General features: G+C 66.9%; 25 protein-coding genes. 20 read left to right on the top strand and 5 right to left on the bottom strand.

Translation table 11 applies throughout. From position 1 onward, the window contains the following. The first annotated feature begins 572 nt into the window (after positions 1-572). From ACS5PK_RS00430 to ACS5PK_RS00410, 5 genes are all read left to right on the top strand, one after another. Positions 573-761: a hypothetical protein gene (locus ACS5PK_RS00430; protein ID WP_439438314.1), complete on the top strand. Its 189-nt coding sequence runs from the start codon at positions 573-575 to the stop codon at positions 759-761. Between the two features lie 86 nt (positions 762-847). Next, entirely contained in the window at positions 848-2,893 is a 2,046-nt protein-coding gene (gene metG / locus ACS5PK_RS00425; protein ID WP_439438313.1) for a methionine--tRNA ligase, read from the top strand. Positions 2,894-3,102: 209 nt separating this feature from the next. After that, entirely contained in the window at positions 3,103-4,812 is a 1,710-nt protein-coding gene (locus ACS5PK_RS00420; protein ID WP_439438312.1) for a SulP family inorganic anion transporter, read from the top strand. A 66-nt stretch (positions 4,813-4,878) separates the two neighbouring features. Beyond that, on the top strand, positions 4,879-5,082 hold the full coding sequence (locus tag ACS5PK_RS00415; RefSeq protein WP_439438311.1) for a DUF3460 family protein: 204 nt from the start codon (positions 4,879-4,881) through the stop codon (positions 5,080-5,082). A gap of 46 nt (positions 5,083-5,128) precedes the next feature. Then, entirely contained in the window at positions 5,129-5,998 is an 870-nt protein-coding gene (locus tag ACS5PK_RS00410) for a segregation and condensation protein A (protein ID WP_439438310.1), read from the top strand. 62 nt (positions 5,999-6,060) lie between these two features. Here the strand turns inward: ACS5PK_RS00410 and ACS5PK_RS00405 are convergent, their stop codons facing one another. Both ACS5PK_RS00405 and ACS5PK_RS00400 read right to left on the bottom strand, forming a co-directional pair. Next, positions 6,061-6,801, bottom strand: a complete 741-nt coding sequence (locus tag ACS5PK_RS00405; RefSeq protein ID WP_439438309.1) for a response regulator — start codon at positions 6,799-6,801, stop codon at positions 6,061-6,063. A 148-nt stretch (positions 6,802-6,949) separates the two neighbouring features. Continuing rightward, positions 6,950-7,591, bottom strand: coding sequence for a nucleotide-binding protein (locus ACS5PK_RS00400; RefSeq protein ID WP_439438308.1), 642 nt, complete (start codon positions 7,589-7,591; stop codon positions 6,950-6,952). Between the two features lie 106 nt (positions 7,592-7,697). On the opposite strand from ACS5PK_RS00400, the gene ACS5PK_RS00395 reads away from it, so the two are divergent. From ACS5PK_RS00395 to ACS5PK_RS00385, 3 genes are read left to right on the top strand one after another with little or no spacing between them, the layout of a single operon-like run. Continuing rightward, a complete protein-coding gene (locus ACS5PK_RS00395) occupies positions 7,698-8,309 on the top strand; it encodes an NAD(P)H-dependent oxidoreductase (protein WP_439438307.1) in 612 nt (203 codons plus the stop codon). Next, the gene (gene kefC / locus ACS5PK_RS00390; protein WP_439438306.1) at positions 8,306-10,150 is read left to right on the top strand and encodes a glutathione-regulated potassium-efflux system protein KefC; all 1,845 of its coding nucleotides are present in this window, start codon (positions 8,306-8,308) and stop codon (positions 10,148-10,150) included. The genes ACS5PK_RS00395 and kefC overlap by 4 nt, the downstream gene beginning before the upstream one ends. Before the next feature lie 43 nt (positions 10,151-10,193). Further along, the gene (locus tag ACS5PK_RS00385; RefSeq protein WP_439438305.1) at positions 10,194-10,625 is read left to right on the top strand and encodes a DUF1841 family protein; all 432 of its coding nucleotides are present in this window, start codon (positions 10,194-10,196) and stop codon (positions 10,623-10,625) included. 65 nt (positions 10,626-10,690) lie between these two features. Here the strand turns inward: ACS5PK_RS00385 and ACS5PK_RS00380 are convergent, their stop codons facing one another. From ACS5PK_RS00380 to flgA, 3 genes are all read right to left on the bottom strand, one after another. Next, positions 10,691-11,092 carry a hypothetical protein gene (locus tag ACS5PK_RS00380; protein ID WP_439438304.1) on the bottom strand — a complete coding sequence of 134 codons (402 nt, stop codon included), beginning with the start codon at positions 11,090-11,092 and terminating at the stop codon, positions 10,691-10,693. A gap of 50 nt (positions 11,093-11,142) precedes the next feature. Continuing rightward, positions 11,143-11,475: a flagellar biosynthesis anti-sigma factor FlgM gene (gene flgM, locus ACS5PK_RS00375; RefSeq protein ID WP_439438303.1), complete on the bottom strand. Its 333-nt coding sequence runs from the start codon at positions 11,473-11,475 to the stop codon at positions 11,143-11,145. Between the two features lie 145 nt (positions 11,476-11,620). Beyond that, positions 11,621-12,358, bottom strand: coding sequence for a flagellar basal body P-ring formation chaperone FlgA (flgA, locus tag ACS5PK_RS00370; RefSeq protein ID WP_439438302.1), 738 nt, complete (start codon positions 12,356-12,358; stop codon positions 11,621-11,623). Between the two features lie 191 nt (positions 12,359-12,549). Here flgA and flgB point away from each other — a divergent pair, with 191 nt between their 5' ends. The 12 genes from flgB (at position 12,550) to ACS5PK_RS00310 (ending at position 24,578) form a co-directional block, all read left to right on the top strand. Next, on the top strand, positions 12,550-12,963 hold the full coding sequence (gene flgB / locus ACS5PK_RS00365) for a flagellar basal body rod protein FlgB (RefSeq protein ID WP_439438301.1): 414 nt from the start codon (positions 12,550-12,552) through the stop codon (positions 12,961-12,963). Positions 12,964-12,998: 35 nt separating this feature from the next. Continuing rightward, entirely contained in the window at positions 12,999-13,415 is a 417-nt protein-coding gene (gene flgC, locus ACS5PK_RS00360; protein ID WP_439438300.1) for a flagellar basal body rod protein FlgC, read from the top strand. Positions 13,416-13,432: 17 nt separating this feature from the next. Beyond that, entirely contained in the window at positions 13,433-14,095 is a 663-nt protein-coding gene (locus tag ACS5PK_RS00355; protein WP_439438299.1) for a flagellar hook assembly protein FlgD, read from the top strand. 33 nt (positions 14,096-14,128) lie between these two features. Continuing rightward, entirely contained in the window at positions 14,129-15,460 is a 1,332-nt protein-coding gene (gene flgE, locus ACS5PK_RS00350) for a flagellar hook protein FlgE (protein WP_439438298.1), read from the top strand. A 127-nt stretch (positions 15,461-15,587) separates the two neighbouring features. After that, entirely contained in the window at positions 15,588-16,322 is a 735-nt protein-coding gene (flgF, locus tag ACS5PK_RS00345) for a flagellar basal-body rod protein FlgF (protein ID WP_439438297.1), read from the top strand. A 33-nt stretch (positions 16,323-16,355) separates the two neighbouring features. Further along, complete coding sequence (flgG, locus tag ACS5PK_RS00340) at positions 16,356-17,138, top strand: flagellar basal-body rod protein FlgG (protein WP_439438296.1); 783 nt, start codon at positions 16,356-16,358, stop codon at positions 17,136-17,138. An 84-nt stretch (positions 17,139-17,222) separates the two neighbouring features. After that, on the top strand, positions 17,223-17,903 hold the full coding sequence (locus tag ACS5PK_RS00335; protein WP_439438295.1) for a flagellar basal body L-ring protein FlgH: 681 nt from the start codon (positions 17,223-17,225) through the stop codon (positions 17,901-17,903). Positions 17,904-17,945: 42 nt separating this feature from the next. Continuing rightward, positions 17,946-19,052 carry a flagellar basal body P-ring protein FlgI gene (locus tag ACS5PK_RS00330; RefSeq protein ID WP_439438294.1) on the top strand — a complete coding sequence of 369 codons (1,107 nt, stop codon included), beginning with the start codon at positions 17,946-17,948 and terminating at the stop codon, positions 19,050-19,052. 168 nt (positions 19,053-19,220) lie between these two features. Continuing rightward, complete coding sequence (gene flgJ / locus ACS5PK_RS00325; RefSeq protein WP_439438293.1) at positions 19,221-20,081, top strand: flagellar assembly peptidoglycan hydrolase FlgJ; 861 nt, start codon at positions 19,221-19,223, stop codon at positions 20,079-20,081. Between the two features lie 42 nt (positions 20,082-20,123). After that, complete coding sequence (gene flgK / locus ACS5PK_RS00320) at positions 20,124-22,124, top strand: flagellar hook-associated protein FlgK (RefSeq protein WP_439438292.1); 2,001 nt, start codon at positions 20,124-20,126, stop codon at positions 22,122-22,124. 35 nt (positions 22,125-22,159) lie between these two features. Then, entirely contained in the window at positions 22,160-23,371 is a 1,212-nt protein-coding gene (gene flgL / locus ACS5PK_RS00315) for a flagellar hook-associated protein FlgL (protein ID WP_439438291.1), read from the top strand. A 19-nt stretch (positions 23,372-23,390) separates the two neighbouring features. Next, the gene (locus tag ACS5PK_RS00310) at positions 23,391-24,578 is read left to right on the top strand and encodes an EAL and HDOD domain-containing protein (RefSeq protein ID WP_439438290.1); all 1,188 of its coding nucleotides are present in this window, start codon (positions 23,391-23,393) and stop codon (positions 24,576-24,578) included. Positions 24,579-24,591: the final 13 nt, after the last annotated feature.

Below are 24,591 nucleotides of genomic sequence, written 5' to 3'. Positions count from 1 at the left end.
AGCATTTAGGGCCGGCAGACCCAGCTTCTCCACAAACTTATCCACAGCATCGGTGGACAGCTGTCATTAGGCTCGCTGAATCAAGGACTTGGACACCATCCCTCCAAGATACTTGAGCTCAATGCGCCAAGTTTGGTGACAAGGGTCTGGCGAATCCGGTTCCAAAGACCCCCGCCAAAAGAACCCCAGGGCTGCAGCCATTTGACACATGCCCCGCTCCGAGCCCCGGCTTATCCCCAATGGCGAGCCCCGCGCCTGACGCGAAGGCCCGCGGCAAGCGTCAGCCTCCGACTTACGCAAGTCATTGATATGCAATGATTTTTTCGTCGACACCGCCCATGCCCGCGTCGCTGGGCAAGTCTGCACCCTGCTTCAGTGCCGGTTTTTCAGCCCGTTTCCCACAAACTTATCCACAGCCCACGTGAGCATTTTTCCTTGTGGTGGCAAGCGTTTGCATGCGCAAGCTGAAGCGTCTTGGCAGCTCGACAGGCGGCACCACCCGACCCTCGGCGGCAGCGAGGCGCTACAGTCGCGTCTGACGGTGTCTTGCCGTCGCGACCAAAGGACGGACCTTGGCCACTCCAAATTACTCATACGAAAAACGCCAACGCGAGTTGGCCAAGAAGCGCAAGGCCGAAGAAAAAGCCGCGGAAAAGCGGGCCCGCAAGCAGCAGGGCCGTGGTGACGAAGGCGCGCCTTCCGATGACGCCGCCCCGGCCGGGCCCGAAGCGGCGGACCAGGCGCCGTCCCCCGGGGCCTGAGCCTGGCGCCGGCACTCCGGCGTCCAGCCCGTAAAATCCCGCCTCTTGCGTGGCCCCGTTGCGCCGCGCATGCACCTTTGCACGCCATGACTCGCAAGCTCTTCGTCACCACTGCCCTGCCCTACGCCAATGCGAACTTCCACATTGGCCACATCATGGAGTACACCCAGGCTGACATCTGGGTCCGCTTCCAGCGCATGATGGGTCAGGAGGTGCATTTCGTCTGTGCTGACGACGCCCATGGTGCGCCCATCATGATTGCCGCCGAGAAGGCCGGCAAAACGCCGCAGGACTTCGTGGCCGGCATCGCGGCCGGTCGCAAGCAGTACCTGGACGGTTTCCACATCAGCTTCGACAACTGGCATTCGACCGACGGCGCAGAGAACCACGAGCTGTCCCAGGCCATCTACAAGGCCCTGCGCAGCAAGGACCTGATCGCGGTGAAGACCATCGAGCAGTTCTTCGATCCGCAGAAGGCCATGTTCCTGCCCGACCGTTTCATCAAGGGTGAGTGCCCCAAGTGTGGCGCCAAGGACCAGTACGGCGATTCCTGCGAGGTCTGCGGCGCCGTCTACACGCCCACCGAGCTCAAGAACCCCTTCTCCGTGCTGACCGGCGCCACGCCGGTGATGAAGAGCTCGGACCACTATTTCTTCAAGCTCTCCGACCCGCGCTGCGTGGAGTTCCTGGAGCAATGGACCCAGACCCCCGGCCGCCTGCAGACCGAGGTGCTCAACAAGATCCGCGAATGGTTCGCCAAGGACGAGAACGGCAACGGCGGCCTGGGCGACTGGGACATCAGCCGCGACGCCCCCTACTTCGGCATCGAGATCCCCGATGCGCCAGGCAAGTACTTCTACGTCTGGCTGGACGCCCCCATCGGCTACCTGGCCTCGCTGAAGAACTACTTCGGCAAACTGGGCCGCGACTTCGACGCCTTCATGGCCGACGACTCGGTGGAGCAGATCCACTTCATCGGCAAGGACATCACCTACTTCCACACGCTGTTCTGGCCCGCGATGCTGCACTTCAGCGGCCGCAAGACGCCCAACCACGTGCATGTGCACGGCTTCCTGACCGTCAACGGCGGTGAGAAGATGAGCAAGAGCCGGGGCACCGGCCTCGATCCGCTCAAGTACCTGAGCCTCGGGATGAACGCCGAGTGGCTGCGCTACTACCTGGCAGCCAAGCTCAACAGCAAGGTCGAGGACCTGGACTTCAATCCCGAGGACTTCGTGGCCCGCGTCAATTCGGACCTCGTCGGCAAGTACATCAACATCGCCTCGCGCGCCGCCGGCTTCCTGTCCAAGCGCTTCGACGGTCGCCTCTCGGCCGATGTGGGCGTCGAGGGACGCGCCCTGCTGGATGGCCTGCGTGCCCATGCCGGCACCATCGGCGAGCTCTACGAGACCCGCGAGTTCGGCAAGGCCCTGCGCGAGATCATGATGCTGGCCGACCGCGTCAACGAGTACGTGGACCAGAACAAGCCCTGGGAGCTGGCCAGGCAGGAGGGCCAGGACCAGGTGCTGCAGGACGTCTGCAGCGTCTGCATCGAGGCCTTCCGCCTGCTGTCCATCTACCTCAAGCCGGTGCTGCCTGCCCTGGTGGCCAAGGTTGAGACCTTCCTCAAGGTCGAGCCCATGCAGTTCGCCGACGCGCAGCGCGCCCTGGGCGACCACCAGATCGGCAGCTATGAGCACCTGATGCAGCGCGTCGACCCCAAGCTGCTGGAGGCCCTGTTCGAGCCTCCTGCTGCACCCAAGATCGTGCCCGGCGGTGAAGACCTGGCCCCTGAGATCAAGATCGACGACTTCAGCAAGGTCGACCTGCGCATCGCCAGGATCGTGAAGGCCGAGCTGGTCGAAGGCTCGGACAAGCTCCTGCGCCTGACCCTGGATGCCGGCGAGGGCCGCCTGCGCAATGTCTTCAGCGGCATCCGCAGCGCCTACAAGCCCGAGGACCTGGAAGGCAAGCTCACCGTCATGGTAGCCAACCTGGCCCCGCGCAAGATGAAGTTCGGCGTCAGCGAGGGCATGGTGCTGGCCGCCAGCCACGCCGACGAGAAGGCGAACCCCGGCATCTTCGTGCTGGAGCCCTTCCCGGGTGCGCAGCCAGGCATGCGCGTGCGCTGAGCGGGCCGGCAACACCAGGCATGCAAAGGGCTGCTTCGGCAGCCCTTTTTGCTGCTCACGGGCCACAATGCAGGCGTGGACCCGCAACGCATCCGCCTGCTGCAATTGGCCGCGCCCAGCCGGCGCCGCCGTTTCATCGCGCGGCTGCACCATTGCGGGCCGCCCCGGGGCCATGAACGAGAACCCCTCCCGCCACCACCGGAGCGTTCATGCCCCTGCCTCGACTCCATCCCTTTCGCCCGCGCCTGCTCGACAGCCTGCGCGGCTATGAGCGCCAACGCCTGATCCGCGACGTCGGGGCCGGGCTCACCGTGGGCATCGTGGCCCTGCCGCTGGCCCTGGCCTTCGCCATCGCCTCGGGCGTCAAGCCGGAGCAAGGCCTGGTCACCGCCATCGTCGCCGGTTTCCTGATCTCCCTGCTGGGCGGCTCCAGCGTGCAGATCGGCGGGCCGGCCGGTGCCTTCATCGTCATCGTCTACGGCATCGTGCAGCGCTACGGCCTGCACAACCTGCTGATCGCCACCATGCTGGGCGGGCTGATGATGCTGGCCCTGGGGGCCTTGCGCCTGGGGGTGCTGGTGCGCTACATCCCCGTGTCCATCGTGATCGGCTTCACCAACGGCATCGCGGTGCTGGTGGCCCTGTCACAGCTGAAGGACTTCCTGGGACTGCAGATCCCGCGCATGCCGGCGGACTTCTTCGCCCAGGTCCAGGCGCTGTGGCAGCACCGCGCCAGCTTCAATCCCTACGCGCTGCTGGTGGGCGCCAGCTGCAGCCTGCTGGTCCTGGCCTGGCCCAAGAGCTACGCCATGGCCGCGCATGCGCGCAGCCTGCGCGAGCGCCTGCATCGTCTGGCCGCCCATCTGCCGGGCACTTTGGTGGCCCTGGTGGTGGCCACCCTGGCCACCAGCCTGCTGCAGCTGCCGCTGGATACCATAGGCAGCCGATTCGGTGGCATCCCGCAGTCCCTGCCCAGCCCGGAGTGGCCGGGCTTCAGCTTTGAGGAGGCCAAGCAGCTGCTGATCCCGGCCCTGACCATTGCCCTGCTGGGGTCCATCGAATCGCTGCTCTGCGCGCGCGTGGCGGACAACATGAACGAAGGGCGGCGCCACGACCCCAATCAGGAGCTGATGGCCCAGGGCATCGCCAATATGGTGGCGCCGCTGTTCGGCGGCATCCCCGCCACCGGCACCATCGCGCGCACCGTCACCAATGTGAAGGCCGGCGCCAGCAGCCCGGTCGCAGGCATGGTGCATGCGCTGAGCTTGCTGGTCGTGGTGCTGGCCGCGGCCCCCCTGGCGGCCCAGGTGCCGCTGGCCGCACTGGCCGGCATCCTGCTGGTGGTGGCCTGGAACATGGGCGAGTGGCACGAGTTCGCACGGCTGCGCCACTTCAAGCTGCCCTATCGCGCCACGCTGCTGGGCACCTTCCTGCTGACGGTGATCTTCGATCTGACGGTGGCGGTAGAGGCGGGCTTGATGCTGGCCTGCGGCTTCTTCGTCTACCGCATGAGCGAGCTGTTCAGCGTCTCCGAAGCGCCGCCCGACACGGCCCTGCCTCCGGGCGTGCACCTGCTGCGGGTCTATGGCTCGCTGTTCTTTGGCGCCGTGGCCAAGGTCGAGGCCCTGGCCGAGCGCCTGCCCCCGGACGCCCGGGTGCTGGCCCTGGACATGCACCTGCTGGTCTCGATGGACAGCACGGGCCTCGACGCGCTGATACAGCTGCACAAGGGGCTGCAGCGCCAGGGGCGGCGCCTGGTCCTGCTCGGCCTCAATGCCCAGCCTGCCTCCCTGGTCGAGCGCGGTGGGCTGGCTGCCTTGCTGGGTGAGCACGGTCTGTTGACCGAGGTGAGCGATCTGGCGTCGACTTGCATCAAGCCGGTGCCTCACGCGGCGCCCCAGCCCCCCCAAGGCGGCTAAAATGCCAGATTCCTGCGAGACCGGCGACAGCCGCTGTCATGCTTCAACCCTCACCGCCCGCGCGCCATGCCTTTGTTCTGGAAGCCCTACAAGTCCGAAGTCACCCAGTTCATCGACGAGCTGAAGGCCAAGAAGCCAACGCTGGAGCAGGAACAGCGCGACGGCCGCGCCCTGCTGTGGGACAAGCCCGTGGACCGCGCCGCCCAGGCTGACTTCCGCGCAGCCCGCGTGGCCCAGCAGGCTTACGTCTACCAGACCAAGTCCCATTGACCACCGGGACAGCACGGCTCAGCCCCCCTGCCCCGCGAGCCGGCCCTTGAGCGGCAACGCCACCCCGCCCGATCCCGTCGAGCTGCCTGCGCCGCTCACGGAGGCCGAGGCCAGCCCCGTGCTGCAGACCGTGGACGGCGTCGCCGTGGCCAGGCTCTACGGTGAACCGCTCTTTGCCCTGCCCCAGGACCTCTACATCCCGCCAGATGCGCTGGAAGTCTTCCTGGAGGCCTTCGAAGGCCCGCTGGACCTGCTGCTGTACCTGATCCGGCGCCAGAACTTCAACATCCTGGACATCCCGCTGGCAGATGTCACCCGGCAGTACCTCAGCTACGTCGACCAGATCCGCAAGCACAACCTGGAGCTGGCCAGCGAGTACCTGCTGATGGCGGCCATGCTCATCGAGATCAAGTCCCGCATGCTGCTGCCGCCCAAGAAGACGGACGACGGCGGCGAGCCCGAGGATCCGCGGGCCGAGCTCGTGCGGCACCTGCTGGAATACGAGCAGATGAAGCTCGCCGCCGCGCGGCTGGACGCCCTGCCCGTGATCGGCCGCGACTTCCTGCGCGCCCAGGTCCACATCGAGCAGTCCCTCACGCCGCGCTTCCCCGACGTGGAGCTGGTCGACCTGCGCGAGGCCTGGCTGGGCCTGATCAAGAAGGCCCAGCTCAAGCAGCACCACAAGATCAGCCGCGAAGAACTCTCCGTACGCGAGCACATGAGCATGGTGCTGCGCCGCCTGCAGGGCCAGCGCTTCGTCGAGTTCGAGCACCTGTTCGACACCAGCCGCGGCCCGCAGGTGCTGGTGGTGACCTTCATCGCCATGCTGGAGCTGGCCCGCGAACGCCTGCTGGAGATCACCCAGGCCGAAGCCTTCGCCCCCATCTACGTGCGCCTGGCCTACGAGCCCAGCTGAGCGGCGGCACCAAAGACAAAGCCCGCCTGTCGGCGGGCTTTCTTCATGGCGGAGGGCGCGGCTCAGTGCGCCGGCTGCCGGAAGGTGCTGAAGCTCTGCTCCGGCGTGCGCTGCACCATCTGGCTGACGGCCAGCACGGCCTGGGTCCGGGAATTGACGCCCAAGGCCTTGAGCACAGCGGCCACATGGTCCTTGACCGTCTCCACCGAGACGCCCAGCTCGCGGGCGATGATCTTGTTGGGCTTGCCTTGCAGCAGCAGGGCCAGGACATCGGTCTGGCGCGGGGTCAGGGAAAGGTTCTCCAGCCCCGTCTGCATCTGGTACTCAGAGGCCGTGGCCAGCTGCGAGATCTGCTGCAGGCGGGCGGCCTGGCTGTTGACCTCGGGCGCGGCCGGGGCCGGGGCCTCCGTGCCCAGGCTCATGGGCGGCACGTAGATGCCACCCGACATCACCAGCCGCAGCGCCTGGGACAGCACCTCGGTACTGCTGCGCTTGGGCACGAAGCCCATGGCACCCATGTCGATGGAGCGGATCACGTCGCTGGCGCGGTCCGAAGCCGAGATCACCACCACCGGCAGGGCTGGGTAGACGGAGCGAAACTCCTCCAGCACGTCGAAGCCGCTGGCATCGCCCAGCTGGAGGTCCAGCAGGACCAAATCGAAATCATCCTCGTCCTTGAGACGCTGACGGGCGGCTGCGGCGGTCTCCACACCGACCATCTCCACGCCCTCGTCCAGGCCCGAGATCACGGTCTGCAGGGCGGAGAGGATCAGGGGATGGTCGTCAATGAGCAGCACCTTCATGCCGGTCTCCTCGCTAGTTCTGTGTCTATGTGCCCCACGCATCGGGGGCGTCGAATGATAGTGGCGGACAAGGGCCGAGGGCATACCCCTTCCGGGTGAGCGAAGGGCGAACCGGGTTCGCCATTCGTATCATCAGTCTGAATGAAGATCATGGCTTCAGCCACTGGGTGAGGGCTTGCCACTGCTGCAGGTCTTTCTCTACCTGGCCGGGAGAGATGTCCCAGAGGCTCAGGCCGCGGGCGGCCAACTGCACATAGTGCTGGGTATCACGCAACTCGCCCAGCCAGTCCAGGCCACCGCCCACGCTCCCATCCAGGCGCTGCCGGAACTGCTGCAGCTGCTGCTGGGACAGCGTCCCCTGCCGCACCCGCATGCCCAGCAGGCCCAGCCGCGGCCTATGGCCCTGGGCCTCACCCAACTCCGTCAGTCGCAGCACGAAGGCATGGCAGGCCTGCATGTCAAAGAGGCTGGGCTGCAAGGGCACGAGGATGTGATCGGCCAGCCGATGGAGCCGCTCAAGCCGCTTGCCGTGCAGGCCCGCCGGCGTGTCCAGCACCACATGGCTGACGCCCTTGGGCACACGGGCCACCTGCTTGTCATCGATGTCCAGCGGGCGTATGGGCGGCAGTTGCGTCGGCCGCTGCGCCAGCCACTGCCGGCTGGACTGCTGCACGTCGGCATCGCCCAGGGCCACCGCATGGCCTTGCCAGACCAGATAGCCGGCGATGTTGGTGGCGAGGGTGCTCTTGCCGACCCCTCCCTTGGGATTGGCGACCAGGATCACGGGCATGGCATCTCCCTTGGCGACGCTGCGGGCATGTTAGCGGCGACTTTCCTGCGGCGGCAATGCTGGCAAGGCCGGAAGTCGCGCCCCGCAGACGCTGCTACCCTTGGCTATGGCTGAAATCCTCTGTCTGTGCGCGCATCCGGACCGCGCCCATTCCCGGGTCAGTGCCCGCCTGATGGACGCGCTGGCCGCCACGCCCGTCCCACCCGGCAAGCTGGAGCTTCGTGACCTCTATCGGCTCTACCCTGACTACGCCATCGACATCGAGGCCGAGCAGCAGGTGCTGGCGCAGGCACGCCTCGTCATCTGGCTGCATCCCATTCACTGGTATGGCATGCCGGCGCTGATGAAGCTGTGGCTGGATGAAGTCTTCAGCTACGGCTGGGCCTATGGTCCGGGCGGCCATGCCCTGCAAGGCAAGGACCTCTGGCTGCTGCTTTCTACGGGCGGTGCCGAGGCCGCCTACAGCCCCCAGGGCCATCACAGGCATGCCTTCCAGGACTTCCTGCTGCCCTACGCGCAGACTGCGCGCCTGTGCGGCCTGCGCCTGCTGCCGCCGCAGGTGCTGCACGGCGCACATCGCGCCGACGACGAGACCATCGCCCAGCATGTGCGCGAGGCAATCCAGCAGCTGCTGAACTATCCGCACTGGTGCGGCTCGCAGCGCGCCGAGCAGGAAGAGTTGCCTGCCGGCGAGCGCCCCGTGGAGGCGCAGGCATGAGCGCGCCCTCGCATGAGCTGCTGCACCTGCCCTTGGTCTTCCTGGGCGCTGCCGTGCTGGCTGTGCCTCTGGCTCGCTGGGCACGCCTGGGCTCCATCCTGGGCTATCTGGTCGCCGGAGTCTTGATCGGGCCGCAGGTGCTGGGCCTGGTGTCGGCGCCCGAGACCATCCTGGAGGTGGCCGAGATCGGCGTGGTGCTGATGATGTTTCTGGTCGGCCTGGAGCTGGAGCCGCGCCGGCTGTGGCAGCTGCGCCGGCCCATCTTCGGCTGGGGATCCCTGCAGCTGCTGGGGTCGACCGCCCTGCTGATGGGTCTGGCCCTGCTGTGCGGCCTGCCCTGGCGGCTGGCCCTGGTGGGCAGCCTTGGCCTGGCCATGTCCTCCACCGCCGTGGCCATGGCCGTACTGGGCGAGCGCAACCTGGGTGGCACGGCCGCGGGCCAGAGCATCCTCAGCGTCGCCCTGCTGCAGGACATCGCCGCCATTCCCATCCTGGCCCTGGTGCCCGCCTTGGCCGGGGCAGACGGCAGTGGCACCGACGGGCATTGGCAGGCGGCCAAGGCCGTGGGCGCCATCGCCGTGCTCATCCTGGGCGGGCGCCTGGCGCTGCGGCCTGCGCTGCGCTGGATTGCCGGCAGTGCCACGCCCGAGATCTTCACCGCCGCCGCCTTGCTGCTGGTGCTGGCCACAGCGGCCCTGATGCAGGCCGTAGGGCTTTCCATGGCCCTGGGCGCCTTCCTGGCCGGTGTGCTGCTGGCTGAAAGTGAGTACCGGCATGAACTGGAGACAGACCTGGAGCCCTTCAAGGGCTTGCTGCTGGGTCTCTTCTTCATCGCGGTGGGCATGGGGCTGGATCTGCAGGTGCTGCTGCAGCAGCCGCTGCTGGTGGCCGGACTGCTGGCGGCGCTGCTGTTGCTCAAGAGCGCCCTGCTGCTGTTCATGGGCCGGGCCATGGGCCTGCCGCTGCTGGAGCGGCCGGTCTTCGTGATCCTGCTGGCCCAGGGCGGCGAGTTCGGCTTCGTGGTCTTCCAGCTGGGCCAGCAGGCCGGGCTGCTGAGCGATGAGCAGGCCTCGGCCCTGGTGGCCGCGGTGGCCCTCTCCCTGGCCTGCACGCCCGCCCTGCTGGCCGCCGCCGACCGCTGGCTGCAGCCGCGCCTGGCCCGCCGCCGCGGCCCGGACCTGGAGGAATTGAATGAACCACAGCAGGCGCCGGTGATCATCGCGGGCTTCGGCCGCTACGGCCAGATCGTCGGCCGCCTGCTCTACGCCAATGGGCACGAGGCCACCGTGCTGGAGCACGATGCCCATACCGTCGAGGGTCTGCGACGCTTCGACTGGCGCGTGTTCTACGGCGACGCCAGCCGCCTGGACCTGTTGCGAACGGCCGGCGCCGAGACCGCCGCCATCCTGGTGATCGCGGTGGACGACGTGGCGCAGAGCCTTGCCATCGCCGAACTGGCGCGCCAGCATTTTCCGCAGCTGCAGATCGTCGCCCGTGCCCGCAATGTCCAGCATTTCTACCGTCTGCAGGAGCTGGGGGTCCAGCATATCGAGCGCGAGACTTTCGAATCTGCCCTGCTCAGCGGTCGCAGCGTGCTGGAGCTGCTGGGCGTGGAGCCGGCCATGGCGCGCCGCCAGGCCTGGCGCTTCCGGCAGCACAACGCCGCGCAATTGCGCCTGATGGCCCAGCACCGCAATGACGAGGACAAGGTCATCGCCATGGTGAAGCAGGGGCGCCAGCAGTTGGAGACCCTGATGGCCCAGGAGCGCGAGGCCCGGGCCCAGGTGCGGCACCGCCAGGGCTGGAACGCGGGGGAGCCCGAGGAATCGCGCGGGGATTGAGCCTGGCAGCGCGGGGCAGGCACCTTGCGGCGACAATGACGGCATGTTTGCCCCGTCCCAGATCGAAGTCCGCCGGTTCTTCTGCAGCACCTACGCCAAGTGGCGGAACCGCCTGCCCCTGACGCCCATGGAGACGCTGGCCGCCCAGTGGATCGAGCAGCACCCCGAATACCACGCAGAGCTGGCCGACGAAGAGCAGGCCGTGCAGGCGGTCTACACCGTCGAGGAGGGGCGCACCAACCCCTTCCTGCACCTGTCCATGCACCTGAGCATCAGCGAGCAGCATTCCATTGACCAGCCGCGCGGCGTGCGACAGGCCCTGGACCTGCTGACGGCGCGCCGCCAGTCCCTGCACGAGGCCCAGCATGTGGCCATGGACTGCCTGGGCACCATGATCTGGGAATCGCAGCGCAGCGGCAGGCCACCTGACGGCCATGCCTACCTTGAAGCCCTGCGGCACAAGGCCACGCAGTAGCGGCCTCAGGCGCTAGAAAAGCAAAAAGCCACGCTCAGCGTGGCTCTCGTGCGTGAGGGAACAGGTCAGGCCTGGATGGATCCGCCCAGGCTGCTCTTGCGCTCGTTCTTGCCACTGGCGCCATAGACCCCACCTGGTTCGGGCGGGATCAGCACGTCAATGGCGCGATCCAGGGCGGCATTGGCGCGGTTCAGCGACTCACGCTGCGCGGCCACGCGGCCGCCAGCCTGCACGAGGCGGTTGCGCAGCTGCGGCGGCACCTTGCCGTTGCGGGCGGCCTCCATGAAGCTGTTCATGGCCTGGGCCAAGGCCTGGTGCAGGGCTGCAGCGTGGGTCTCGATGGCCTGGCTGTCACGACGCACCAAGGCCTCGCCCAGCAGGTTCAGGCAGTTCTCGACTTCGATCAGCGGCCGCTCCAGATCCTGGCTCAGCGCTTCGGTGTTCTCGGTGGGCGGCAAGGTTTGCATGAGAGGACCCGCCTGTGGGCAAGGTTGAGGATGAGGGGACGCGGTGCCGTTCAGTGTGCCCCGACGCGGCCGACCATTTCCCGGGCATTGGCAATCAGCTTGTCGGCAATGGCGTCGGCATTGACGCTGAACTTGCCTTCGCTGATGGCCTGGGAAATGCGCTGAACCTTCTCGGCGTCGAAGCTGCCATCATCCGGCACACCCTGCAACATAGTGCTGGCCGTGCTGGACAAGGCCAACTTAGCGCTGGCTTCCGGGGCATTTTTCACGCTGCCGGCCTCGGAAGCACCTTTGTTGCGGCCGGCTTCCGCCGTCGCCGGACGCTCGACACCCTGGCCGAGGCCAGTGGCGGCGAGCTTGTCAGCGTTTTGACCGATTTTCATGATGTTCTCCAAGGACTGAGCTTGAAACCGCCCAGCCTGTTGGACGGTGTATCGGCCGTGTCCAGCCGGACTTGAGGGATTTCCTCGACGATAACAGGTGGGCGCGCCGATCGCCTGGCATCCGAAGGCCGGCATGGTGCATCGTTCACAGCAGCACCTCCACTTCGCGCTCCCCCACGGCCCGACCTGTCACGGTGCGACCGTTCTCGAAGCGAACACGAACCTCTTGCCCGTCCAAGCCCTGGCCCAGGGCCTGGCCTTCCCCGGCAATGGCAAATCCTGCCCCACGGGCGGTCACTTTGACCTGGGTCCCGGCGGCAAACCACTGGCGCTGCTTGAGGCTGCCCGAGCGGAGGGCTTCGCCCGCTTGCACCGGCCGGCCAAGACTGCGCCCCAGCAAGGCGGCCACGTCGGTGAACACGGCGCCCTGCTCGGCGGCCAGGTCCACCTCTGCCAGGCGCAGATGCTCGGCAGACAGGATGGTGCCGGCGTCCAGCGGGCCTACCGCCACCAGGGCGGGCGCGAAGACATGCACGGTCAGGGGCAGGGAGACATTCCAGCGGCTGGCTCCCTCGACACAGCGCAGGCCGATACGAGAGCGCCCCCAGAGCTTCATGCCAGGCAGCAGATGGGGTTCGGCGCGCAGGCAAGGTGCCAGGCGCAGGCGTGGATCGGCCTGACCCAGCTCCACCATCACGCGGGCGGAGGCACCGAGGTCCTTGTTCAGCTGGCCGACAGCGCTGAGGGCGGTCTGCTGCAGGGCCTGGCGCCAAGGCTCCAGCCCCTGGGCCTGGGCCTGCACCCAGGGCGCACCGCAGAGGGTCAGCAGAAGCGCCACCAGCCAGCTGGCGGTGCCCTGCAGGGATTGAGGCCGATTGAACATGATGGGAAGGACTGTAGGCCCCAGCCGGCCGCGCTCTAGCTTCGAAATGAGCAGCAAAGCGCGCTCTTTTCCCGCTCATGTTTGGCGGACTGCCGCCCAACAATGCCCACATCCCGTGCCATGGCGTCGAAAAGGGTCTGCAAGACAGCCGCCCAGCCCCTCGATACCCGGCCCCGGCAAGGAGCGCCCTCATGATCAACCGCCTCACCGACTCGCTGAACTTCCAGACCCAGGCCCTGATGCTGCGGGCGGAGCGTCAGCAGCAGTTGGCCAGCAATATCGCCAACGCGGACACGCCGGGCTACCAGGCGCGCGACTTCGACTTCAGCCGCGCCTTGAAAGAGGCAACCGGCGAGATCGGCACCCCCGGCGCCCTGCAAACGACGCAGGCCCGGCACCTCGCCCCGCTGGCCGGCGCACTGAGCCCCGCCGGACGCGATTTCGCCATGGCGGCCCAGACCAATCTGGACAGCAACACGGTGGACATGGACCGCGAGCGGGCCAGCTTCGCCGACAACTCGGTGAAGTACGAGGCCACCCTGCGCTTCATCAACAGCAGCGTGCGGACCCAGCTGGATGCGATGAAGTCGCACAACGCGGCCTGAGCCGGCTGAGCTGAGACCCCAGGCAGGAGAGCACCATGTCCATGTTCCAGATCTTCAATGTGTCCGGCAGCGCCGTCAGTGCGCAGAGCCAGCGCCTGAACGTGGTGGCCAGCAATCTGGCCAATGCCGACACCGTGGCCGGCCCCGATGGCCAGGCCTACAAGGCGCGCCAGGTGCTGTTCCAGACCCAACTCGTGGGCGCCGGCCAGGACCCTGGCGCCGCTGGCGTGCGGGTGGCACAGATCACCGAGGACCCCACCCAGGGCCGGCGCGTACACGATCCCAAGCATCCCCAGGCCGACGCTGAGGGCTATGTGACCTACAGCAACGTCAACAGCGTGGAGGAGATGGTCAACATGATCTCCGCCTCGCGCTCCTACCAGAACAACATCGAGGTCATGACCACGGCCAAGAGCCTGCTGCTCAAGACCCTGCAGCTGGGTCAATCCTGAGTCGGAAGAGGTAAGCCATGGACTACAGCACCGTGATCAGCAACAGCAAGGTGACCGGCAGCAGCGCCAACACCGCGCCCAGCGCCGCTCAGCAGGCCCAGGACACGCAGGACCGCTTCCTCAAGATGCTGGTCGCGCAGATGAAGAACCAGGACCCCATGAATCCCATGGACAACGCCCAGGTCACGTCCCAGATGGCGCAGATCCAGACCGTCACAGGCATCAGCAATCTCAACGACAACATCAAGGCCCTGGGCTCCCAGTTTGGCCAGATGCAGGCGCTGCAAAGCGTGAGCCTCGTTGGCCGAGAGGTGCTGGTGCCCGGCAACAAGCTCAGTTGGAACCCCGAGACAGCCAAGGCCCAGGGTTCCTTCGAGATCAGCAGCCCCGCCGATGCGGTCAAGCTGGAGGTGCTGGCCCCCTCGGGCGCGGTGGTCGACACCGTGCAGCTGGGCGCGCAAGGCGCCGGCGTGCATGACTTCGACTGGAACTCGGACAAGTTCGATGCCAAGTCTGGCTACAGCTTCCGCATCACCGCCAGCAAGGGCGCCAGCGTCCTGAGCAGCACCAGCTATGCCCACGACCGGGTCATGGCCGTCAACACCGATGGCAGCAAGCTGCGGCTGCAGCTGCAGAACGTCGGTCTGGTCGACTACAGCAGCGTCAAACGGGTCGACTGACCCCTCGAGCCACTTTCTTTCGAAGGACACATCATGGGCTTCCAGCAAGGTCTCTCCGGTCTCAATGCCGCCAGCAAGAATCTCGAGGTCATCGGCAACAACATCGCCAACGCCAACACCTACGGCGGCAAGTCCTCCCGCGCCGAGTTCGCCGATGTCTATGCCAGCGCACTCAACGGCGCGGGCCAGAATCCTGTGGGCATCGGTACCAGCCTGGCCTCGGTGTCGCAGCAGTTCACCCAGGGCAATATCAGCACCACCGAGAACCCGATGGACATGGCCATCAACGGCTCAGGCTTCTTCCAGCTCAGTGACGAGAAGAACCCGGTCATGTACTCGCGCAACGGCCAGTTCAAGGTCAGCCGCGAGGGCTACATCGTCAACAACGCCGGACTCAAGCTGCTGGGCTACCCCGCTGACGGCACGGGCGTGATCCAGCCCGGCCTGGCCCAGGCCCTGCAGCTCCCGACGGCCGGCATCACGCCGCAGGTCACCAAGGAGGTGTCCATGGAGTTCAACCTGGACTCGCGCGCCAAGGCCACGGCGCCCGGCGGCACCGGCGTGGGCATGAAGCTCAATGACCCGGCCACCTACAACAACGCCACCTCCATGACGGTCTATGACGCCAAGGGGCAGAGCGTGGCGCTGACCTTCTACTTCCAGAAGAGCGACCCCACGCCGGCCCCGCCGGATCCCAGCTCCACCACGACCTGGAACATCTACGCCACGGCCAACGGCAAGCCGCTGGAGGTGGACAACGCCGGCACGGCCACGCCGGTCGACGCCGATGGCAACCCCACCGCGCCCTACGCCACCCTGGTGTTTTCGGCCTACGACGGCTCCAAGCCGGTGAGCCCGACCGCCGTCATCAACATGGACGTCCCGGTGTCCACGAACTCGGCCGGCGCCACCACCCTGCCCATCAACGGCATCAAGCTGGACATCCTGAAGTCGACGGAAGGCGGCTCCAGCTTCGCCGTCACGGACGTCAAGCAGGACGGCTATGCGCCCGGCCAGTTGGCGGGCATCCAGATCGACAAGTCCGGCATCATCATGGCCCGCTACTCCAACGGCCAGTCCAAGCCGGCCGGCCAGGTCGAGCTGGCCACCTTCCGCAACACGCAAGGCCTGCAACCCCTGGGTGGCAACGTCTGGGCCCGCACCTACGCCTCCGGCGACGCGGTGGTGGGGGTGCCCGGTGACGGCAATATGGGCGTGCTGCAATCCGGCGCACTGGAAGAGTCCAACGTCGACATGACGGCCGAGCTGGTCAATATGGTCACGGCCCAGCGCGTCTACCAGGCCAATGCCCAGAGCATCAAGACGCTGGACCAGGTGCTGCAGACCCTGGTCAATCTGCGTTGATGTACCACCCCCTACGCGCTTCGCGCGCCCCGTCAGGGGAGCGGCGCTGGTCGCCCGGCAAAGCCGGATCGGCAGCACCCGCGCAAGCAGGCACCGGGAGCACTTGTCCTGACACGGGAGGATTGCCATGGACCGCATGATTTACCTGTCGATGGCCGGCGCAAAAGCTGCCATGCAGCGCCAGGACGTGCTGGCCAACAACCTCGCCAACGTCTCCACGAACGGCTTCCGCGCCGAGTTGGCCGCATTCCGCGCCGTGCCCGTGCGGGGCGACGGCGCCAGCACACGAGCCTATGCCCTGGAGACCACCCTCGGCTACAACCCCGACCCCGGCGTGATCAGCGCCACTGGCCGCAATCTGGACGTGGCCATGCGTGGCGACGCCTGGCTGGCCGTGCAGGGCCTGGACGGCACCGAGGCCTACACCCGCGCAGGCTCGATGGATGTCAGCAGCGAAGGCCTGCTGGTGCTACGCAACGGCCTGCCGGTGCTGGGCGACGGCGGCCCCATCAACGTGCCGCCCAACAGCGAGCTGAGCATCGGCAATGACGGCACCATCACCGCCAAGGGAGCGACCGGCCGCCCCACGGCGATCGGTCGGCTCAAGCTGGTGACGCCCACCGCCGAAACGCCGCTGACCCGGGGTGCCGACGGTCTCTTCCGCGCCGCCAACGGCGACCTGCCCGTCGACCAGGCCGCGCGGCTGCAGGACGGCGCGCTGGAAGGCTCCAACGTGAGCGCCGTCGAGACCATGGTCAGCATGATCGCGGCCGCCCGCCAGTTCGAGCAGCAGATGAAGCTGCTGCAGATTGCCCAGACCCAGGGACAGACCAGCGCCAAGCTGCTGTCCAGCAACAGCTGAGCCTGACGGCAAGGCTTAGAGAAGGACCTCGCCATGATTCGCTCGCTCTGGATCGCCAAGACCGGCATGGAAGCCCAGCAGACGCAGCTGGACAACATCTCGCACAACCTGGCCAATGTGGGCACCAACGGCTTCAAGCGCAGCCATGCGGTGTTCGAGGACCTGATCTACCAGAACCTGCGCCAGAGCGGTGCCAATACCACCGAGCAGACGCAACTGCCCACCGGTCTGCAGTTGGGCCTCGGGGTGCGCACCGTGGCCACCTCGCGCAACTTCAGCCAGGGCAGCCTGCAGCAGACCACGGGCAACTTCGACCTGGCGATCAAGGGCAGCGGCTTCTTCCAGATCCAGATGCCCGACGGCACCACCGCCTACACCCGCGACGGCGGCTTCCAACTGGACGCCAATGGCCAGATCGTGACCAACAACGGCTACACCGTGATGCCCGGCATCACGGTGCCGGCCAATGCCTTGAGCGTCACCATCGGCCAGGACGGCACGGTGAGCGTGGTGGTACCTGGGCAGACCCAGCCCCAGACCCTGGGGCAGATCCAGCTGGCCAACTTCGTCAACCCGGCCGGCCTGGAGCCCAAGGGCCAGAACCTCTTCACCGAGACCGCAGCCTCCGGCACGCCCAACGCCGGCGCCCCCAATGCCAATGGGATGGGCGCTATCCAGCAGGGCTTCGTGGAAACGTCCAACGTCAACGTGGTCGAGGAGCTGGTGCAGATGATCCAGACCCAGCGAGCCTACGAGCTCAACTCCAAGGCCGTGCAGACCTCGGACCAGATGCTGCAGAAGCTGTCGCAGATCTGAGACCGGCGCTGACCGTTGCCGTGGACCATTACCGTTGACCATCGCCGCCGAGCCCGGCGCCGCCCCGTGATCGAGAGGTTCCCCATGCATTGCCGCCACACCACCCTGCCCCTGCTGACCACGCTCGCCATGCTCGGCGGCTGCGCCAGCACGATGAAGATGCCCCAGGTGGAGATGCAGAACACGCCGGTGGTGCAGATGCCCGCCGTGCCGCCTCAGACTGCCCTGAACGGCGCCATCTACCAGGCCGCCAGCTACCGCCCGCTGTTCGAGGACCATCGCGCCCGCCTGGTGGGCGACACGCTGACGGTACAGATCGCCGAGAAGGTCAGTGCCAGCCAGTCCTCCACCAGCGAGCTGGCCAAGAGCGGCGACCTCAGCGGCAGCCTCACCGCCCTGCCCGGCGTCGCCAGCAACAGCTTTGGCCGGGCCTCCGTGGCCGGCACCTCGTCCAACAAGGCGGCTGGCAAGGGCGCCAACCAGAACACCAACGAGTTCACCGGCACCGTCACTGCCATCGTGACCGCTGTGCTGCCCAACGGGCATCTGCTGATCATTGCGGAGAAGCAGATCGGCGTGAACCAGAACGTGGACGTGCTGCGCTTCTCGGGCCAGGTGGACCCGCGTGCCATCCAGCAGGGCAATTCCATTCCCTCCACAGCCATCGCCAACGTACGCATCGAGCAGCGCGGCCGCGGCGCGCCGGCCGAGGCCCACGGAATAGGCTGGCTGTCGCGTTTCTTTTTGAGTCTTTCGCCGGTCTAAAGTTTTCGCAAAATTGGTCGCAAGGCTACCCCTGCGACCATCATGTCCACCTCCACCGTTTTCCGTCTCCTGCTCGCCGCCCTGCTGTTCGCGGCAGGCACTGCCGAAGCGGTGCGCCTCAAGGAAGTCGCCGCCGTCCAGGGCGTGCGCTCCAATGCCCTCACCGGCTACGGCCTGATCGTGGGCCTGGACGGCACCGGCGACCAGACCACCCAAGCCCCCTTCACCGGCCAGAGCCTGCAGGCGATGCTGCAGCAGTTCGGCGTCATCCTGCCCCAAGGCGTGACCATGCAGCCGCGCAATATCGCCGCGGTGATGGTGACCGCCCAACTGCCCCCCTTTGCCCAGCCCGGCCAGACGCTGGACATCGCTGTGTCCTCCATCGGCAATGCCAAGAGCCTGCGCGGCGGCACCCTGATCGCCACGCCCCTGCGCGGCGCGGACGGCCAGGTCTACGCCATGGCCCAGGGCAACCTGGTCGTGGGCGGTGCCGGCGCCTCGGCCGGCGGCGCCAAGGTGCAGATCAACCATCTCAGCGCCGGCCGCATTCCCGGCGGCGCGACGGTGGAGCGCTCGGTCCCCACGCCGCTGGCGCTGGGAGAGTCCATTCAGCTGGACCTGAACGCTGCCGACTTCGCCACCGCCCGTGCCGTGGCGCGCGCCATCAACAAGGCCAAGGGCACTGGCGTGGCCCAGGCCGTGGACGGCCGCGTGGTGCGCGTCAAGGCCCCGACCGACAGCGACGAGCGCGTGGCCTTCCTGGCCGATCTGGAGGAGCTGCCCATCGAGATGGCCGCCCCGGCCGCCCGCGTGGTGATCAACGCACGCACCGGCTCCGTGGTGATGAACCAGGCCGTGAGCATCGGCAACTGCGCGGTGGCCCACGGCAACCTCTCGGTCACCATCACCAGCACCCCGCAGGTCAGCCAGCCCGGCGCGCTCAGCGGCGGGCAGACCGTGGTGACAGAAAAGACCGATATCGCGATCCGCCAGGAGCCCGGCCCCTTGATCCAGCTGCCTGCGAGCGCCAAGCTCTCGGACGTGGTCAAGGCGCTCAGCGCCCTTGGCGCGACGCCGCAGGACCTGCTGGCCATCCTGCAAGCGATGAAGACCGCTGGCGCCCTCAATGCGGAGTTGGAGGTGATTTGATGGCTTCCCCCCTACTGGCTTTGCCAGCCTTGCAGGCCGCGCCAGGCCGGAGGTCTGGCCCCTCAAGGGGCACGCCCGAAGGCCCGGCAAAGCCGGATCCTCGGGCGTCGTTTGGCTTGGATGATGTCCTGCGTCGACTGGCGCGGAGCATCGTCGAGGAGATCTGACATGCGATTCAACCCGCCCACGCTCAGCGGCAACAGCCTGAGCACCGACACCCGCTCGCTGGACGCCCTGCGCGCCTCGGCCGCACGCGATCCCAAGAGCCAGATCCGCGAGACCGCGAAGCAGTTCGAGTCCCTCTTCATGCAGGAGGTGATGAAGAGCATGCGCGCCGCCACGCTGTCCTCGGGCATGCTGGACAACGCCGGCTCCCAGATGGGCACCGAGATGCTGGACCAGCAGTTCGCCACCAAGATGACGGGCCTGCCCGGCGGGCTCTCCGAGGCCATCACCCGCCAGCTCCAGAGACAGATGGGCATCGCCGGCGACAGCGACAAGACGGCCGCCACCCCGGCCCTGCCGCAGCTGGCCAGGAAGAACGTGGCCCCGCATGTGCAGGACTTCATCCTCAAGCACGACGGCGCCGCCAAGGAAGCGCAGGCCAGCACGGGCATCCCCGCCTCGTTCATGATCGCCCAGGCCGCGCACGAGTCGGGCTGGGGCAAGCGCGAAATCATGAACAAGGACGGCAGCAGCGCCCACAACATCTTCGGCATCAAGGCCACGCCGGGCTGGACCGGCAAGACCACCGAGGTGCAGACCACCGAGTACATCGACGGCCGCTTGCAGAAGGTGACCGCCAAGTTCCGCGCCTACGACAGCTACGCCGACGCCTTCAAGGACTATGCGAAGCTGCTGAGCAGCAACGACCGCTACAAGGACGTGGTGGCCAAGGCCGGCAACGGCAATGCCGAGACCTTTGCGCAAGGCCTGCAGAAGGCCGGCTACGCCACGGATCCCGACTACGCCGTCAAGCTCGCCAAGACCATCAACACCACGGTGCGCGTGCAGCGCGCCATGGCCTGAGCGCCCGGCGCCTGAGCACCGGACCGAACCGAGGACAGAACCATGGGCAACTCCGCACTGATGTCACTGGGCATGCGGGCCATGTTCGCCAACCAGGCGGCGCTGCAGGTGATAGGCCAGAACATCTCCAATGCCAACACGCCGGGCTATTCGCGCCAAAGCCTGCAGCTGACGACACCCGACGGCCAGTACACCGGCGCGGGCTACTTCGGCAAGGGCGTGGTCATCGAGACCGTCACCCGCTCCTACAACGCTTTCCTGACCACCAACGCGGCCACGACCAAGTCCACGGCCTACATGGACCAGACCAGCCTGGAGCAGCTGTCGCAGCTGGAGAAGCTCTTCCCGCCCGGCACCCAGGGCCTGGGCTACGCGGCCAGCCAGTTCCTCAATGCCATGGTCGACGTGACCAGCCGCCCCAACGACCCCTCGGCCCGGCAGGTCGTGCTGGGCCGCGCCCAGGAGCTGGCGGCCCGGTTCTCCAATGCCGGAGAGCAACTGCAGCAGTTGCAGGCCGGGGTGGTGAGCGACCTCAAGGCCAATGTGGACGTCATCAACCAGCTCGCCAAGCAGATTGCCGCCGCCAATGACCAGGTCGCCCGCTCCAACGGCAACGGGCACACGCCCAATGACCTGCTGGACAAGCGCGACCAACTGATCTCGCAGCTGAGCCAGTACGTGCAGCTGACCACGCTCGCGCAGGACGACGGCACCCTGGGCGTCTTCATTGGCGGAGGCCAGCGCCTGGTGCTGGGCGCCGACGCGCAGCAGCTGCAGGTCACTGCCGATGCCTACGACCCGGCCAAGGCCTCGATCAGCATCATCGACGTCAGCGGTGCCCGCAAGCTGGACGAGTCCATCCTCACCGGCGGCTCGCTCAGCGCGCTGCTGAAGTACCAGAACAAGGACATCCAGGATGCCCGCAACCTGATCGGCCAGATCGCCACCGCGCTGGCCACCCGTGTCAATGACCAGCAGGCCCTGGGCTGGACGCTGACCAACCCGCCCGGCCCTGGCAACCCCATCTTCTCGCTGGCCCCGCCCCGGGCCCTGCCGGCCGAGACCAATGCGCGCAACCCCGACGGCACCTTCGCCAGCAAGGTCAACCTGAGCATCGCCGACGCCAAGCTGCTGCAAGCCAGCTCCTACCGCCTGGAGCCCGATGCCGCCTCGCCTGGCCAATACAAGCTGACGCGTTTGTCCGACGGGCTGGCCCGCACCATCTCGGATGGCGACACCGTTGACGGCTTCACCGTCAAACTCGTCGGCGCCCCGATGTCCAGCACAGACAGCATGCTTCTTGAACCCGTCGCACAGGCCTCGGTGGACATGCGCCGCGTGCTGGACCAGACCACCGGCATCGCCGCCGCCTCGCCCGTCAGCGCCACCACTGACGTCAACAACAAGGGCACGGTCAGCGTCGACGCCATGTACGCGGTCAACAACAAGCTCAATCTCAGCCTGACCCCAGCCCGCCTGGTCTTTGGAGACCCCAACCCCGCCGTTCCCAATGGCGTGGACTACACCATCACGCTGGCAGACGGCAGCACGCTGACCGGCACCTGGACGCCGGGGTCACCCATTGGCAACGAGCCTACGGCCGCACCGCCCATCGACCTGGGCTTCGAGCTGCGCCTGGTGGGCGTGCCCAAGAAGAACGACGCGGTCGATATCACCACGACCAAGTTCCCGGCCAGCAACAACGGCAACGCCAAGGCCTTCCTCAACATCCAGAAGGAAGCCTTCGTGGGCCAGCGGCTGCTGCCTGACGGCAGCCTGGCCGCAGGCTCCACCATCAATGACGCCTATGCCGCCGCCATGTCCGAGATCGGCGCAAGGGTGCAGGGAGCCCAGTACCTCAGCAAAGTGTCTTCGGCCGTGGCCGCCGACGCTGAATCCAGCCGAGCCAGCCAGGCCGGTGTCAACCTGGACGAGGAAGCCGCCCGCCTGATGCAGTACCAACAGGGCTACCAGGCCGCCGCCAAGGTACTGCAGACGGCTCAGACCATCTTCGCCGAACTGCTCACGCTGGCTCAGCGCTGATTGCGACCCTGACAGGCCGCTGAAGGACCCTCACCATGAGACTCGCCACCATCACCGTCTTTGACGCGGGCATCACCGAACTGCAGGCCCGTCAGCAGCGCATGCAGGACGCCCAGCAACGGTTGACCTCGGGCAAACGCGTCGAGAAGGCCAGCGACGACCCGACAGGCGCCGCCCGTGCCGAGCGCGCGCTGTCTGCCATCGGACGCGTCGACGCCAACCAGCGCGCGCTGGAGGCCAGCCGCAATGGCATGACGCTGGCCGAAGGCGCCCTGGGCGACGCCAACGAGATCCTGCAGCAGATCCGCGAAACCCTGGTCGCAGCCGGCAACGGCACCTACAGCGATTCCGAACGCAACGGCCTGGCCAACAAGATCGAAGGCCTGCGTGCCCAGTTGCTGTCCATCGCCAACCGGGCCGACGGCAGCGGCGGCTACCTCTTCTCCGGCCAGGGCGCCGGCAACCCGCCCTTCCTGGACACAGCCACCGGCGTGGTCTACAGCGGCTCCTCCGGCCAGATCCAGACTGGCAACATCGACAACTTCCCCCTGACGGTCGACGGCCGTCAGACTTGGGAGCAGGCCCGCAGCGGCAATGGCAGCTTCGTCACCTCGGCCCTGCCCAACAGCATCACCGGGGGCCCTGCCAAGTCCTGGATTGACTCCGGCCGCGTGATCGACCCGGCTGCCCTCACCGGAGACAGTTACAAAATTTCCATCAGTGGCACAGGACCTACAGCCACTTACACCGTCACCGACACGACAAGCGGCGGGGTCGTGAAATCCGGCACCTATGTGCCGGGCAAGTCGCTGGAGTTCGATGGGATGTCCATGACACTCCAGGGCACGGCCGCCGACGGCGACGAGTTCCAGATCCAGCCGGCAACCAACACACTCAGGGTCTTCGATGTACTCGACCAGGCGGTGGCCGACCTGCGCAAGACCAACCGCAGCGGCACGGAGATCGTGCAGAGCAACGTGCTGGCGCTGCGGGATCTGGACGCCTCCATGGCCAACCTGCAGAATGTGCGAAGCCAGGTGGGGGAACGCCTGAACAATCTGGACGGCACCGAAACGCGCCTGGCCGCGCTGAAGCAGTACAACGAAGCCGAGAAATCGGCCGCTGAAGACCTTGACATGACCCGGGCGATCTCCGATTTCCAGAACCAGCAGACAGGCTATGAAGCCGCCCTCAAGGCCTACGCAACGGTGCAGCGCATGTCCCTCTTCAACTACCTGAACAACTGAACCCAATCGAAGCGCCTGCATGAGTGAACATCCCATCCTGGGCCAACTGGCCCTCGGCTATGCGCCCGTCGTCGATGCCCAGCGCATGGTCACGGCCACGCGCCTGAGCATCCTGCCCCTGCGCCCCGATGCTCCGCTGGATGGAGCCGCCCTGCTGGCCGCGCTGCAACCGGCCTTTGGCGAACCACCCAAGCCCCTGCAGCTCAACCTCATGAGCGAAGCGGGCCTGCAGGGGCTGGCGGCCCTTGCCCTGCCGCCCCAGGCACAGCTGGAGTGGCCGGCCTTCATGAGCACCAGCCCCGAAGCGACGCAGGCCATTCTGGCTGCCCGCAAGAACGGCACCGGCCTGCTGCTCAAGGGCCTCAGCGCCAACCCGATCGCGCCCGAGCTGCGTGCTGCCTTCGGCCGCGTGCAACTGGACCTGGACGATGCCCGCCGCCTGGGCCTGTCCGCGCTTCAGGGCAAGAACGTGCTGGTGGGCAATGCCCGTGGCAACGCCGAATTCGACGAAGCCTTCAAGCTGGGGGCCGCCCTCGTGGCCGGCAGCCCCGCCGTGGAGGCCTACGAGCCCCCACCGGGAGCAGTCAAGCAGGACATCCAGGCAGACCTGCAGGTCATCGTGGAACTGATGTCGCGCCTGGACCAGGGTGATGACGTCGAGCGCCTGGAACAGACCCTCAAGCGCGATCCCAGTCTGGCCTTCAAGCTGCTGCGCTACATGAATTCGGCCGCCTTCGGGCTGCCGGTGGAGGTCAGCTCCTTCCGCCATGCCATCATGCTGCTGGGCTATGCCCGCTTGAAGCGCTGGCTGGCCCTGCTGCTGGCCACCGCAAGCAAGGACCACGCCATGCGCCCTGTCATGTACGCCGCGCTGCGCCGCGGCCTGCTGATGGAGGAGTTGGCCAAGGGCATGAGCGAGTCCGAGATGCGGGATGAGATGTTCATCTGCGGCCTGTTCTCCTTGCTGGACCACATGCTCAAGCAGCCCTTCGACAAGCTGCTGCAGTCCATTCCCGTGCCGGAGCGGGTCCGCCAGGCCTTGGTCGAGCAGACAGGCCCTTACAAGCCTTATCTGGACCTGGTGCACGCCGTCGAGAACGAGTCGGCCTTCGATTTCCGAGCCAGCACGGATGCGCTGATGCTGGGCGTCGAGGAAGTCAATCTGGCGGTGGTCCGGGCCCTCGGCAAGGCTGCGCAGCTGGAATAGGGCGGCGTCAAGG

It is taken from the genome of Roseateles sp. DB2, from assembly GCF_051857535.1.
In the GTDB taxonomy this organism is placed as follows: domain Bacteria; phylum Pseudomonadota; class Gammaproteobacteria; order Burkholderiales; family Burkholderiaceae_C; genus Roseateles_B.
The sequence above is the reverse complement of the archived record's forward strand: the minus strand, read 5'-3'. Positions and strand labels throughout refer to the sequence as shown.

Coding starts and splice junctions, on each gene's coding strand:
- metG (WP_439438313.1), top strand. CDS start 848: ATGACTCGCAAGCTCTTCGTCACCACTGCCCTGCCCTACGCCAATGCG.
- ACS5PK_RS00420 (WP_439438312.1), top strand. CDS start 3,103: ATGCCCCTGCCTCGACTCCATCCCTTTCGCCCGCGCCTGCTCGACAGC.
- ACS5PK_RS00415 (WP_439438311.1), top strand. CDS start 4,879: ATGCCTTTGTTCTGGAAGCCCTACAAGTCCGAAGTCACCCAGTTCATC.
- ACS5PK_RS00405 (WP_439438309.1), bottom strand. CDS start 6,801: ATGAAGGTGCTGCTCATTGACGACCATCCCCTGATCCTCTCCGCCCTG.
- ACS5PK_RS00400 (WP_439438308.1), bottom strand. CDS start 7,591: ATGCCCGTGATCCTGGTCGCCAATCCCAAGGGAGGGGTCGGCAAGAGC.
- ACS5PK_RS00395 (WP_439438307.1), top strand. CDS start 7,698: ATGGCTGAAATCCTCTGTCTGTGCGCGCATCCGGACCGCGCCCATTCC.
- kefC (WP_439438306.1), top strand. CDS start 8,306: ATGAGCGCGCCCTCGCATGAGCTGCTGCACCTGCCCTTGGTCTTCCTG.
- ACS5PK_RS00385 (WP_439438305.1), top strand. CDS start 10,194: ATGTTTGCCCCGTCCCAGATCGAAGTCCGCCGGTTCTTCTGCAGCACC.
- ACS5PK_RS00380 (WP_439438304.1), bottom strand. CDS start 11,092: ATGCAAACCTTGCCGCCCACCGAGAACACCGAAGCGCTGAGCCAGGAT.
- flgM (WP_439438303.1), bottom strand. CDS start 11,475: ATGAAAATCGGTCAAAACGCTGACAAGCTCGCCGCCACTGGCCTCGGC.
- flgA (WP_439438302.1), bottom strand. CDS start 12,358: ATGTTCAATCGGCCTCAATCCCTGCAGGGCACCGCCAGCTGGCTGGTG.
- flgB (WP_439438301.1), top strand. CDS start 12,550: ATGATCAACCGCCTCACCGACTCGCTGAACTTCCAGACCCAGGCCCTG.
- flgC (WP_439438300.1), top strand. CDS start 12,999: ATGTCCATGTTCCAGATCTTCAATGTGTCCGGCAGCGCCGTCAGTGCG.
- ACS5PK_RS00355 (WP_439438299.1), top strand. CDS start 13,433: ATGGACTACAGCACCGTGATCAGCAACAGCAAGGTGACCGGCAGCAGC.
- flgE (WP_439438298.1), top strand. CDS start 14,129: ATGGGCTTCCAGCAAGGTCTCTCCGGTCTCAATGCCGCCAGCAAGAAT.
- flgF (WP_439438297.1), top strand. CDS start 15,588: ATGGACCGCATGATTTACCTGTCGATGGCCGGCGCAAAAGCTGCCATG.
- flgG (WP_439438296.1), top strand. CDS start 16,356: ATGATTCGCTCGCTCTGGATCGCCAAGACCGGCATGGAAGCCCAGCAG.
- ACS5PK_RS00335 (WP_439438295.1), top strand. CDS start 17,223: ATGCATTGCCGCCACACCACCCTGCCCCTGCTGACCACGCTCGCCATG.
- ACS5PK_RS00330 (WP_439438294.1), top strand. CDS start 17,946: ATGTCCACCTCCACCGTTTTCCGTCTCCTGCTCGCCGCCCTGCTGTTC.
- flgJ (WP_439438293.1), top strand. CDS start 19,221: ATGCGATTCAACCCGCCCACGCTCAGCGGCAACAGCCTGAGCACCGAC.
- flgK (WP_439438292.1), top strand. CDS start 20,124: ATGGGCAACTCCGCACTGATGTCACTGGGCATGCGGGCCATGTTCGCC.
- flgL (WP_439438291.1), top strand. CDS start 22,160: ATGAGACTCGCCACCATCACCGTCTTTGACGCGGGCATCACCGAACTG.
- ACS5PK_RS00310 (WP_439438290.1), top strand. CDS start 23,391: ATGAGTGAACATCCCATCCTGGGCCAACTGGCCCTCGGCTATGCGCCC.